The sequence below is a fragment of the Salmonella sp. 32010601201800023SM genome (assembly GCF_017572235.1).
GTDB classification, from domain to species: Bacteria; Pseudomonadota; Gammaproteobacteria; order Enterobacterales; family Enterobacteriaceae; genus Salmonella; species Salmonella enterica.
This window is the reverse complement of sequence record NZ_JAGEQS010000004.1, coordinates 381,523-394,464: the sequence shown is the minus strand read 5'-3', so window position 1 is coordinate 394,464 and position 12,942 is coordinate 381,523. Positions and strand designations below refer to the sequence as shown.

General features: G+C 51.8%; 9 protein-coding genes. 4 read left to right on the top strand and 5 right to left on the bottom strand.

What is annotated here, in order from left to right; translation table 11 throughout:
* The first annotated feature begins 553 nt into the window (after positions 1 to 553).
* From qseE to glnB, 4 genes are all read left to right on the top strand, one after another.
* Positions 554 to 1,984, top strand: coding sequence for a two component system sensor histidine kinase QseE/GlrK (qseE, locus tag J4617_RS15110; protein ID WP_001670672.1), 1,431 nt, complete (start codon positions 554 to 556; stop codon positions 1,982 to 1,984).
* Between the two features lies 1 nt (position 1,985).
* A complete protein-coding gene (gene qseG, locus J4617_RS15105) occupies positions 1,986 to 2,750 on the top strand; it encodes a two-component system QseEF-associated lipoprotein QseG (RefSeq protein WP_001054239.1) in 765 nt (254 codons plus the stop codon).
* Positions 2,750 to 4,084 carry a two-component system response regulator GlrR gene (glrR, locus tag J4617_RS15100; protein WP_024131115.1) on the top strand — a complete coding sequence of 445 codons (1,335 nt, stop codon included), beginning with the start codon at positions 2,750 to 2,752 and terminating at the stop codon, positions 4,082 to 4,084. Before qseG ends, glrR begins: the two co-directional genes overlap by 1 nt.
* 76 nt (positions 4,085 to 4,160) lie before the next feature.
* A complete protein-coding gene (gene glnB, locus J4617_RS15095; protein ID WP_000717694.1) occupies positions 4,161 to 4,499 on the top strand; it encodes a nitrogen regulatory protein P-II in 339 nt (112 codons plus the stop codon).
* Between the two features lie 48 nt (positions 4,500 to 4,547).
* Here the strand turns inward: glnB and dtpD are convergent, their stop codons facing one another.
* The 5 genes from dtpD to hmpA form a co-directional block, all read right to left on the bottom strand.
* Entirely contained in the window at positions 4,548 to 6,008 is a 1,461-nt protein-coding gene (gene dtpD, locus J4617_RS15090) for a dipeptide permease DtpD (RefSeq protein ID WP_000856793.1), read from the bottom strand.
* A 55-nt stretch (positions 6,009 to 6,063) separates the two neighbouring features.
* Positions 6,064 to 8,208: a lysine decarboxylase CadA gene (gene cadA / locus J4617_RS15085; protein ID WP_001100652.1), complete on the bottom strand. Its 2,145-nt coding sequence runs from the start codon at positions 8,206 to 8,208 to the stop codon at positions 6,064 to 6,066.
* Between the two features lie 82 nt (positions 8,209 to 8,290).
* Complete coding sequence (cadB, locus tag J4617_RS15080; protein WP_017465859.1) at positions 8,291 to 9,622, bottom strand: cadaverine/lysine antiporter; 1,332 nt, start codon at positions 9,620 to 9,622, stop codon at positions 8,291 to 8,293.
* 360 nt (positions 9,623 to 9,982) lie between these two features.
* Positions 9,983 to 11,527: a lysine decarboxylation/transport transcriptional activator CadC gene (gene cadC / locus J4617_RS15075; RefSeq protein ID WP_001187150.1), complete on the bottom strand. Its 1,545-nt coding sequence runs from the start codon at positions 11,525 to 11,527 to the stop codon at positions 9,983 to 9,985.
* Between the two features lie 181 nt (positions 11,528 to 11,708).
* Positions 11,709 to 12,899: an NO-inducible flavohemoprotein gene (gene hmpA / locus J4617_RS15070; protein ID WP_017465860.1), complete on the bottom strand. Its 1,191-nt coding sequence runs from the start codon at positions 12,897 to 12,899 to the stop codon at positions 11,709 to 11,711.
* Positions 12,900 to 12,942: the final 43 nt, after the last annotated feature.

Below are 12,942 nucleotides of genomic sequence, written 5' to 3'. Positions count from 1 at the left end.
GAACGTCAAGCGGTAGGCCGGATAAGGCGTTTACGCCGCCATCCGGCAATAAACTAGTGCTTATGCCGCAAGATTAAAGTGTCGGGAAATCCCGACATGAGTGGGGGATAGGTTGTCGCCAAAAAGAGACATTTAACTATTTGATTTTAAATTGTTTTATTTTTAGGTGTTGCAGGTGTTGCTGATTGGCGACAGAAAGGGCAAAAAACAGACAGAGCCATTTTTAGCATGAATAACGATATTTTTCATATCTATCATTGTGTTAACAAAGTCTTTTGAATGTTGGCACAATTACTGCATAATGATAACCAGTGGCTCATTCACCTTCTTATGTCAGCCCCTTAGGGACGCGCTACATAAACTTCGAATGACGCACAACAAGGTGCCTGCCGTCCAACTTCTGATAATAGCGTAGCTTTATCAACCTCCGGGCGAAACGTCGAGTTAGGCACCGCCTTATTCCATAACAAAGCCGGGTTTAGCCCGGCTTTGTTGTATCTGGCGCTTCCCTCGGTTAGCATCTTTTTTATTCTTCTTTTATGTGAGCGACACGTTGAAGCGCTGGTCTGTTTTCCCCCGTTCTTTACGACAATTGGTCATGCTGGCCTTTTTGCTGATCCTGCTGCCGTTGCTGGTTCTGGCCTGGCAGGCGTGGCAAAGCCTTAACGCGTTAAGCGATCAGGCTGCGGTGACTAACCGCAGCACGCTTATTGACGCCCGGCGCAGCGAGGCGATGACCAACGTCGCGCTGGAGATGGAGCGAAGCTACCGACAGTATTGCGTGCTTGACGATCCGACGCTGGCAAAAGTGTATCAAAGCCAGCGTAAGCGCTATAGCGATATGCTGGATGCCCATGCCGGCGTATTGCCGGATGATAAGTTGTATCAGGCGTTACGCCAGGATTTAAACGCGCTGGCGCAATTGCAGTGTAAAGATAGCGGCCCGGAAGCGGCAGCGGCCGCGCGTCTGGAGGCCTTTGCCAACGCTAATACGGAAATGGTGCAGGCGACGCGTACTGTGGTTTACTCGCGCGGGCAGCAGTTACAACAAGAAATCGCCGAGCGCGGACAATTTTTCGGCTGGCAGGCGCTGGTGCTATTTCTGGTGAGTCTGGCGATGGTGCTACTTTTTACCCGCATGATTATCGGGCCGGTGAAAGGAATTGAACGGATGATTAATCGCCTAGGCGAAGGCCGTTCTTTGGGGAATACCGTCACCTTTACCGGTCCGCGTGAATTACGATCGGTGGGGCAGCGCATTATCTGGCTGAGTGAGCGTCTGGCGTGGCTGGAATCCCAACGCCATCAGTTTCTACGTCACTTGTCCCATGAGCTGAAAACTCCGCTGGCCAGTATGCGCGAGGGGACAGAGCTGCTGGCCGATCAGGTGGTTGGGCCGCTGACGCCGGAGCAAAAAGAGGTGGTCGATATTCTGGATGACAGCAGTCGTAATTTACAAAAATTGATTGAGCAATTGCTTGATTACAACCGGAAACTGGTAGACAGTGCCACAGAGCTGGAAGCGGTCGATATCGCGCCGCTTGTGGATATGGTGGTTTCCGCCCACAGTTTGCCTGCCCGCGCTAAAATGATGCATACCGATGTCGACCTGGAGGCCGAACGCTGCATAGCAGAGCCCATGTTGCTGATGAGCGTGCTGGATAATCTCTATTCCAACGCGGTGCACTATGGCGCTGAATCCGGTAACATTTGTATCCGTAGTCGCTCTCAGGGCTCCACGGTTTATATCGATGTGGTTAATAGCGGCGAACCGATTCCGCAAACCGAAAGAGAAATGATTTTTGAGCCTTTTTTCCAGGGAAGCCACCAGCGAAAAGGGGCGGTAAAAGGCAGTGGGTTAGGGCTGAGTATCGCCAGAGATTGTATTCGTCGAATGCAGGGAGAGATCCAACTGGTGGATGACAACGCGCAGGAAGTTTGTTTTCGCATCTCGCTGCCATTGCCTGCATCTGACAAACACTAATATGAATTTAAGCCTGGTGCGTATGTCACACGTTTTCGTCCAAACTATTAAACGATGCCTTTTGCGGTGGGGAATACCGGTGGGCATATCGTGTCTGGCGCTGACCGCATGTGTTCCCCATGCTTCACAGCAACTGCCCGGTAGCGCAGCGCAGGACACGCTCCCCCATTATCAACTGGCGGATTATCTCCCGACGGCGTGCGCGGATATCTGGTCGCTACGCGGGCAGGCGGTGGAGACGAATCCGCTGTACTGGCTACGCACGATTGACTGCGCCGATCGTCTGATGCCGGTTCAGTCGCGCGCAGAGGCGCGCGCGTTGACGGATGATAACTGGCAAAATGCCTTCAGGCGCGGGATCTTACTGGCGGATGCAAAAATTACGCCGCCGGAGCGGCGCGCCATAGTGACCCGTCTGGAGGCGTTAAGCGCGCAAATACCGGCTCAGGTACGGCCCGTCTACCAAATCTGGCATGACGGTCAGGCGCTGCAATTAGCACTTTCTGCCGAACGTCAGCGTTATAGCAAACTCCAGCAAACGTCAGATAGTGAGCTGGATGCGCTGCGCCAGCAGCAACAGGCCTTGCAAACGCAGCTCGATCTTACCACCCGTAAGCTGGAGAGTTTAACCGATATTGAGCGCCAGCTTTCGACACGAAAACCGGCAGGGAATTACAACGCCGATACGCCGCATACGAATGACAAACCCGCGACGTCTGAAGATGGCGCGGCGCCGTCGCCGTCACAAGATGAGGTAACGCCATGATAAGCCGTAAACCGGCGCACCTGCTGCTGGTCGATGACGATCCCGGATTACTGAAATTGCTCGGTATGCGCCTGACCAGTGAAGGATACAGCGTCGTGACCGCAGAGAGCGGCCAGGAAGGACTACGGGTACTACATCGGGAAAAAGTGGATCTGGTAATAAGCGACCTGCGCATGGACGAAATGGATGGTATGCAACTGTTCACAGAAATTCAGAAAGTACAGCCGGGAATGCCGGTTATCATTCTGACGGCGCATGGTTCTATTCCGGATGCGGTGGCCGCTACCCAGAAAGGCGTATTCAGCTTTTTGACGAAGCCGATCGACAGAGACGCGTTATATAAAGCGATAGATGAAGCGCTGGAGCAGTCCGCTCCCGCGACGGACGATAGCTGGCGCAACGCTATCGTTACCCGTAGCCCGCTGATGCTGCGACTGCTTGAACAGGCGCGCATGGTCGCGCAGTCGGATGTCAGCGTATTGATTAACGGACAAAGCGGCACCGGGAAAGAGATTTTCGCACAGGCGATTCATAATGCCAGCCCGCGCAGTAACAAGCCGTTTGTCGCCATTAACTGCGGCGCGTTACCGGAACAGTTGCTGGAGTCCGAATTATTCGGCCATGCGCGCGGCGCCTTTACCGGCGCAGTGAGCAATCGTGAAGGGTTGTTCCAGGCGGCGGAAGGCGGCACGCTGTTTCTGGATGAAATTGGCGATATGCCCGCGCCGTTACAGGTGAAGCTGCTGCGGGTGTTACAGGAGCGCAAAGTCAGGCCGCTGGGCAGCAATCGCGATATTGATATCGACGTGCGAATTATTTCCGCGACGCACCGCGATCTGCCGAAGGCGATGGCGCGGGGCGAATTTCGTGAAGATTTGTACTACCGGCTGAATGTCGTGAGCCTGAAAATTCCGGCGCTGGCGGAGCGTACCGAGGATATTCCGCTGCTGGCTAATCATCTGCTCAGACAGTCGGCACAGCGGCATAAACCGTTTGTTCGCGCCTTTTCTACTGATGCAATGAAACGGCTGATGACGGCAAGCTGGCCGGGCAACGTGCGCCAACTGGTCAACGTCATTGAACAATGCGTGGCGTTAACTTCTTCGCCGGTGATCAGCGATGCGTTGGTCGAGCAGGCGCTGGAAGGCGAAAACACCGCGCTGCCAACTTTTGCCGAAGCGCGAAACCAATTTGAACTGAACTATCTGCGCAAGTTACTGCAAATTACCAAAGGTAACGTGACGCACGCGGCAAGGATGGCGGGGCGCAACCGCACGGAATTCTATAAGCTACTCTCCCGTCACGAACTGGATGCGAATGATTTCAAAGAGTAGTTTTCATGCCGTAAAGTAGCGCGAAATATGTTACGTTTAACCGATCAAAACACAGGCGACCTTTTCAAGGAATAGCATGAAAAAGATTGATGCGATTATTAAACCCTTCAAGCTGGACGATGTCCGTGAAGCGCTGGCCGAGGTAGGTATTACCGGCATGACGGTCACTGAAGTCAAAGGTTTTGGCCGTCAAAAAGGCCACACCGAGCTGTATCGCGGCGCGGAATATATGGTGGATTTTCTGCCGAAGGTAAAAATTGAAATCGTTGTGCCTGACGACATCGTGGATACCTGTGTTGATACCATCATTCGTACCGCGCAGACGGGGAAAATCGGCGACGGTAAGATCTTTGTCTTTGATGTCGCCCGCGTTATTCGTATCCGTACTGGCGAAGAAGACGACGCGGCTATCTGATGTGCCGATTCGCTGCCCGTCTCCTCCTTGTGGGCAGCGAACCACCGTTTAATCGCCCTGCGGTAGCGCCGATGTAGTCCGGGTGCAAACCCATCTCAGGCCGACAATGGCGACGATCAGCGCCACGCAACTTAGCGTCCACTCGCCCATTTGCGAGAAAAAGTGTCCGTAGGCGGCTACCGCCGTATCACTAATTTGCGATTCCGTGGTTTGTTGCGCGACCACGCCAGCCAGCCAGTTAGCGACCGCGCCGGTCGCCAGCATATAAATACCGGTCAGTACGCCCGTGACGCCAGGCAGGTTGAGGCGGGTAATTTGCGCCATCGCGACCGGATCAATAAACAGTTCCGCAAAGCCCATCAGCGCCAGCCCTGCGATCATCATTCCCATTGATGCCTGCCCGTCTAACCGGGCCTGATGCGCGTTTAGCGCCAGCAGCATAAAACCGCCGCCCATCAATACCAGCCCCACGGCAAATTTAAGCCAGACGCGCAGCACCGAGCGGGCGCTCTCTTTCGGGCTGCTCAGCCACGCCAGCACCACGCCCGCCGCCATCACCGCAATCGCATTGACCGACTGGAACAATGCGGTGGGGACGGTCATGTTTAGCCAGTGGCGGTTGACAAAACGGTCGATGAATAAACTGATCGAACTTCCGCCCTGCTGCGCCAGAACCCAGAAGAGAGTGCCGGTGATCATTAACAGAACGATTTGCCACAAGGCGCGACGGTGTTCGGGAAATTTAACCATAATACGGGCGATAAGTTGCGCCGCGAAGACGCAGACAATGGCCAGCACATAGCCAGACCAGTTATTTTCCAGCAGGAGGGTGAAGAATACCGGTGCGATACACAGCATTAATACCAGCCAACCCCAGGTTGGAAGGGCGAATTTAACCGCCCGCAGCGCGGGGCGATTAACACCGCGCGTCTGCTGAAAGTGGCGATGACCGCTTAAAAAGATGAGCAGGCCGATGAACATTCCCACGCCCGCCAGCGCAAAGCCGACATGCCAGCCATACCACTGCGCCGCCAGACCACAGGCGATCGGCGCGGCTATCGATCCAATATTCCCGGCGGCGTAGAGCAGCGAGAATCCCCCGTCGCGGCGGTTGTCATCAGGGGCGTAAAGTTCGCCCAGCAGACAGCTAATATTGGATTTAAACAAGCCGTAGCCGCAGATAATAATGGCGAGCGCCGCATATAAACTCAGCGTTGAATCAGATTCTAAGCCCAATACCACATGACCCAGCGTCATCAATAAGGCGCCGGTGATAACCGCCACGCGGTTGCCAAGCAGGCGGTCGGCAAGCCAGCCGCCAAGAATAGGGGTAACGTAAACTAAAGAGGCGTAGGCGCTGAAGAGGTTGATCGCGTGGCTGTCATTAAAACCAAGCTGGTGGGTAAGATAAAGGATGAGTAAGGCACGCATGCCGTAAAAGCTGAAGTATTCCCAAATTTGAATCGCCACGATGTAAAAAATCGCGCGCGGTTGTGAGGGTGTTTTCATAAAGTCTCCTTGCTGCGTGAAAAAAGGGAAGTGGCAAGCCACTTCCCTTTGGTACTTATTTCGTATTTTCTTTCAGCACCTTAACGGTGTAACGTCCGTCTGCCTGACGATAGGCGCCGTGGATATCGGTTTCGAAGCCCGGATAGTGGGCGCCGATTTCGCACAGCATTTGCAGGAATTCCAGTACCGGACGGCTTTCCTCGGTGATCATTTCACCAGGCATCACCAGCGGCACTCCCGGAGGGTAAGGAAGGATCATGTTGGCGTTGACGCGTCCAACCATCTCTTCAAGATACACCTCTTCCGTTTCGCCATGCAGCTCTTTCTGGAACGCAGTATACGGCGTCATCACCATTTTCGGCAGCACTTCAAACGCACGGTACATTAAGTCCGGCAGATTATGATGTTCGACCAGTTTATGAATATTCTGCGCCAGTTCCTGGATGCGCATATTTTCATAAAACTCAGGCGCTTCGCGGTACAGTGCCGGCAGAATGTTTTTGACGCGCAGGTTCAGGTCAAAGGCGCGTTTAAATTCAGTGAGCGCGCGCAGCAGGCTCAGAGCTTTGGTTTTGTCGATACCAATGCTGAACAGGAACAGCAGGTTGTATGGACCGGTTTTTTCTACGATGATGCCGCGTTCATCGAGATATTTGGCGACCAGACTTGCCGGAATACCGAACTCATCCATCGTACCGTCTTTCTTCATCCCCGGCGTCAGGATAGTGACTTTGATCGGGTCGAGGTACATGTGTTCGTTATCGATATTTTTGAAGCCATGCCATGCGCTATCTGAACGCAGCGGCCAGCACTCAGCTCCATCGATATGTTCCGGCTGCCATACGTCAAAGAACCAGCCGTCAGATTCGCTTTTCAGGCGTTTAATTTCTTTACGGAATTTAATCGCACGTTCAATAGAGCCGTTAATCAGGCGTTTACCCGCATTACCTTTCATCATCGCCGCTGCGGTTTCAGTAGACGCTACGATACCGTAGTGCGGAGAAGTGGTGGTATGCATCATGTAGGCTTCGTTAAAGGTTTCTTCGTTAATGTCGCCTTTAACATGAATCATGGATGCCTGTGAAAACGCCGCCAGCAGTTTATGCGTGGACTGGGTTTCATAAATGATTTTGCCTTCCACACGGTCGCCGCTCATACCGCATTTACCCTGATAAATAGGGGAGAAATTGGTATAAGGCACCCAGGCGGAGTCAAAATGAATGGACTTCACATCCAGAGTTTTCTTGATGTAGTCAGTGTTATACAACAGACCGTCATAGGTTGAGTTAGTAATAACAGCATGGACCGGCCAGGTTGCGTTAGGCGTCTCTTTTACCCGTTTAGCGATAGTGGCGTGCTGGAACTCGCTTTGCGGAATACCGCCAAGAATACCGTAGGCGTTACGGGTTGGGCGGAAATAAATCGGCGTAATGTCGCTCATCATCATCAGATGGGTCAGCGATTTATGGCAGTTACGGTCAATCAGTACCGTGCTGCCTGCCGGCGCGGAGTACATACCGACGATTTTGTTCGCCGTAGAGGTGCCGTTCGTCACCATGTAGCTACGTTCGGCGTTAAAGACGCGGGCGATATACTCTTCCGCTTCTTTATGCGGGCCGGAGTGGTCCAGCAGCGAACCCAGTTCGGAAACGGAAATCGAAATATCGGATTTCATCGTGTTCGGGCCGAAGAAATCATAAAAGATGCTGCCGACGGGGCTTTTCTGGAAAGCGGTCCCGCCCATGTGGCCAGGCGTACAGAAAGTATATTTCCCTTCGCGCACATATTTGAACAACGCTTTTGTCAGCGGCGGCAGAATATTGTCGATGTATTCATCGGTATTCTGGCGAATTTTCGCCGCGATATCGGCTGCGGCGCCTAAAGCATATTCAAAGAAGCGAACCTGCATTCTCAGATCGTTGAGGCTGACGTCCAGCGTAGAGTAGCTGTTGGCGAAGGCGTACAGCGGCATATACTCGTTCAGCTTGCTAATCTCTTCGCAAAGCTCAAGGTTATATTTATCCCAGTCGAAAATGACGCCGCAAAGGCGGGAGTTATTTTCAATCAGCTTCAGCAGGTCTTCTCGGTCGTTTGGATAGACGATACGGAAATTTAAACCTTCCAGTGCACGATGCAGTTCACGAATAGGCTCTTCTTTAAAGTAGACGCCCATGTGGTTCATGATAGCAATAACGTTCATAGTCTTGTTCCTGGTAAAGTGGGCCCCTCCCGCTACGCTATAGCAGGTGACGAAAGGGGCTTTGAGAAAAAGGAGTTAGCGGTTAAAGCGCTTCAGCCGTATTGTTGTCGCTGTCGTTGTTCTGGCGCTGGTGCATTTTGCGACCGTAGAACATCAGGATGATCAGACTGACGATAAAGGTGCCGGAGAGTTCGAAGGAGCTGGCGCCCATCAGTGCGATGAAGCAAAATGCGCAGCCCAGTACAGAACAAATCAGGCTTACCGAGTTACGGATGTTGAACCCTTCGAAGCGAATCAGGTCAACACAGGAGTAGAAGTACGGCAGCATGGTAAGCAGTACGGCAATCCCGGTCAGTTCGCCGAACAGGTCGGACGCTTTACCGCCGCTGGAGTTCATGATGGTGATCAGAATCATCAGCGCCGTCATTTTCACCGCAGCCAACAGCAGACCTTTTTTCGGAATACTGTTTTTATCCATTTCACCGTAAATTTTCGGGAAGTTGCCGTCGTTGGCGGCGCGAACCCCAGCCTGGCCGACCAGCATCATCCAGGAGCCCAGAGACGTCAGGCAGGCGAAAGCGGTAAAGGCGGAAACCAGCGGCGCAGCCCAGCCACCCAGAATCGTGGAGGTACTGATAGCGAACGGCGCGCCGGAAGAGGCCATAACGGAAGCTGGGAACATCCCGGCGATAACCTGAGTCGCGGCGATATAGATGATGCCTGCCAGCGCGGTACCCAGCATGGTTGCCAGCGGTACGGTGCGTTTCGGGTTTTTCACCATGCCGGTGCTGACGGCGGCAGACTCAACGCCAACGAACGCCCACAGGCAGAGCAGAATACTTTTAACAATGGCGTGAGAGTCGGTCGTCGTAGACGTGTTCCAGTTCGCGTGATAGGTCGCGATATCGAACCAATGCCAGCCGGCGACTGCGGTCAAGACTACCGGGATCAGCACCAGGAATAGGCCAATCGTTGTCAAACGGCTGACCCAGGCCCCGCCCAGCATATTAATAAAGGTGAACAGCCAGACGATAGCAATACAGGCAATACCTGCCGGTATTGGATTATTTAACGCCGGGAAGAACGTAGAAAGATAAGAAACCGCGGTAATACCGATGGCTAAGTTACCAATCCAGTTTGCGTGATAATAAAGAACGCCGGTCTGGAAACCAAACGCCGGAGATATTTCCCCAGCATAAGCGATAGGACCACCCTGTTGAGGGTTTTTGGTTGCCAGCCTCGCATAAACATAAGCCAGCGACATTGCCCCAATAATAGAAATTACCCAGCCCCAGATGGCAATGCCACCAATACTGGCAAGGTTGGCGGGTAATAATGCAATCCCGCTCCCCATCATATTACCGGCAACGACGCCAGTACAGGCAAATAGCCCGATCTTTTTGACAGAACTCATGTTCATTTCTCCTGAGCTGTATTTTTAAGAACCGGGCTTATGCTTCATATATGCTGCGTGCCCGTTCAACTGTCGATAAGATTAACGATTGGGTTGAGATAAGTCCTAAAGAAAAAGTGAAATAAACACAAACATGAAAAAACTGATAGATTGATTTTTTTGAATTAACATATAAATATCATGAAAAATATCATGAAAGGATAAACATCGTTTAATTACAAAGAGTTATATTTACATATCTTTGCAATGAATATGTTGCCAAAATTAACATAAGCTATTTTTGGCAACATGTTTTTCACAAAATAAAAGCGAAAAATTTAATATCTTTTCGCTTTTATTTGTCATGGTTCAGCGTTAAATTTAATCTTCTGCCAGAAAACTATTCAGATAAGGGACAATTTTCTGAACGGATGTCTGAAATACGCCATTTTCGATCCAGTACAGCGTGTTTTCACCTGGACGTAAATTAAAGGCGGTCAGATAGGCATCAGCGGCCAGACGATTCTCACCTTTCATTTCGTAAACTTTCCCCAACAGGACATAGTTAAACCACGACATTTCAAGCTCGATGCTTTTATTGATTTCCTCATACGCTGCATCGATATCACCTTTGCCCAAAAGATCAACGGTCTTGATTTTATAATAAACAGACGTTTTCTCAACGCCCGGAATTTGATCTATTTTTTTAAACTCTTCGTTCAGTGCGGCCACTTGTTCTTTATCAAACGGCTGCTGTGATTGCCGTAATACATCTACCAGCACTTTATATTCATAGGCATAGTTGAAATCAGGCGTTTCCTTAATAATGCCATTCAGAATATCGCTGGCTTTACCTAGCGCCTGCGCATCGCCGCTCAGAATAAGCTGGCGCGCCTCATAAAAACGCATCAGCGCGGTATTTTGCGGCGTTCTGAACAGGGCCAGTTGTTCTCGCATACGATTAGGCCAGGGCTGTGTTAAAACGAAAGACAGGCTATTAAACAGATCATCCTGGATGGACAACTGGTTAGTATTGGTGACGAAATAACGCTTATCCAGCATGGTTGAACCATCGGCGTTATCAATGAGCACTACAGACATAAAGCACTGCTGCGCCCGATAGTGGCGCTGATTGACAAACTGAATGGTTAACGTCTTACCGGAGCTGCTTGGCTCATTGACCCGGTAATTGGTTTTATCGTGCACCATAAAAGTCGAGTAGGTGTTCAGCAGGTCGGTGATTAAGCCACCCAGACCGATGGCGTAGGACTCCTGCGAGACCCAGTTATTACAGGAATTGCCGCCTTCAAAACGAACATCTATATCTCGTGGGTTAAGTAATAACCGCGTTTTTGTTACCGCGGCATTATGATCTACCACCGACATCACGATAAACACCACCAGCGTCGCCAGCGAGAGCAGGAACATCACCCACGTCCAGAAAGCGGCAATACGCGGCTTTTTCGCCTTTTTAGTCGGCGTTTGCAAAGAGGCGGGCGGCACAGGCGTAGCGGCAGTAACCCCCTCCGTCGGTTCTGCATTCGTCGCTGCGATCGGCGGCGGCGGCGACGTTGATGAATTATCGATCTCATCGCTATTTTCTTCGCACCAGATAACCGGCGCCGTCAGCTTATAGCCGCGTTTAGGTACGGTAACGATGTATTCAGCATTGCTGTCTCCGCCATCTCTTAATGATTTGCGTAGTTCAGAAATGCTTTGGGTGACAACATGGTTGGTCACGATGGTGCGCATCCAGACATGATCAATAATGTTATCCCGGCTTAACACTTCATCCGGATGATGCGCAAAATACATCAGAAGATCGATCAGCCGTGGTTCAAGAGTAATCTGGCGTCCCTGACGACTGATCTGATTAACAGAAGGTGTAACCAGCCACTCTCCAATGCGTACAACAGGTTGCTGCATAAAAAGATGCCCTAACGAGCTAAGTCAAACGTTAATAATAACACGATTTGCACAGACTTTTTTTATTCCCCTTTTTTGTAAAAGAAAGGCATAAAAAGCAGCGCAATAAGCAGGGGAACGGGGAGGAAAACGGGCGTTCGCCTTAACGATAACGCCCGTTTTTTCAGAGGATTTCTTGCAATTACAGCACCTTATGCGGGCCGAAGCATTCGTAATGAATGTTTTCGTTATTCACGCCAAGTGAAACCAGTTGTTTTGCGGCAAACTGCATAAAGCCTACCGGGCCGCAAAGATAGAACTGCATTGCCGGATCGCTGATCGCGGCTTCCAGTTTGCTTAAATCCATCAGCCCTTCGTTGTCGAAGAGGCGTTGGGCGCGATCGGCCTCAGTCGGCTCGCGGTACCAGGTATGGGCAGTGAAACGCGGCAGTGTACGGCCCAGCTCGCTCACTTCGTCGGCAAACGCATGGACGTCGCCGTTCTCCGCCGCGTGGAACCAGTTCACCTGCGCGGTATGCTGTTCTTTCGCCAGCGTATCGAGCATCGCTAACATCGGCGTCTGGCCGACGCCAGCGGAAATCAGCGAAACGGGGGTATCAGCGGCGACATTCATAAAGAAGTCACCTGCCGGCGCAGCCAGATGTACCACATCGCCTACGCTGGCGTGATGGTGTAACCAGTTTGATACCTGGCCGCCGTCTTCACGCTTCACGGCAATACGGTACCCTTTGCCATCGGGTTTACGGGTCAGTGAATATTGGCGGATCTCCTGATGCGCAAAACCTTCCGGCTTCAGCCAGACGCCCAGATACTGCCCGGGACGGTATTCCGCCACCGTACCGCCGTCGACCGGTTCAAACTCAAAGCTGGTGATCAGTGCGCTACGCGGGGTTTTCGCAACGATGCGGAAGGGGCGCGTGCCTTCCCAGCCGCCGTCTTTGCTGGCGTTCTCGTGATAAATCTCGGCTTCCCGATGAATAAAGACGTTAGCCAGTACGCCATAGGCTTTGCCCCACGCGTCCAGCACTTCCTGGCCCGGGTTGAACATTTCGTCCAGCGTCGCCAGCAGATGCGTCCCGACGATGTTGTACTGCTCCGGCTTAATCTGGAAGCTGGTGTGCTTCTGCGCGATTTTTTCTACCGCCGGCAGCAACGCCGGTAAATTTTCGATATTGCTGGCGTAGGCCGCGATAGCATTAAACAGGGCTTCACGCTGATCGCCGTTACGCTGGTTGCTCATATTGAAGATTTCTTTGAGCTCCGGGTTATGCGTAAACATACGGTCGTAGAAGTGGGCGGTCAGTTTCGGTCCTGTTTCAACCAGCAGGGGAATGGTGGCCTTTACTGTAGCGATGGTTTGTGCGTCAAGCATACGTGCTTCCTTTATGTGAAAATCTAATGATGTATATCAAATG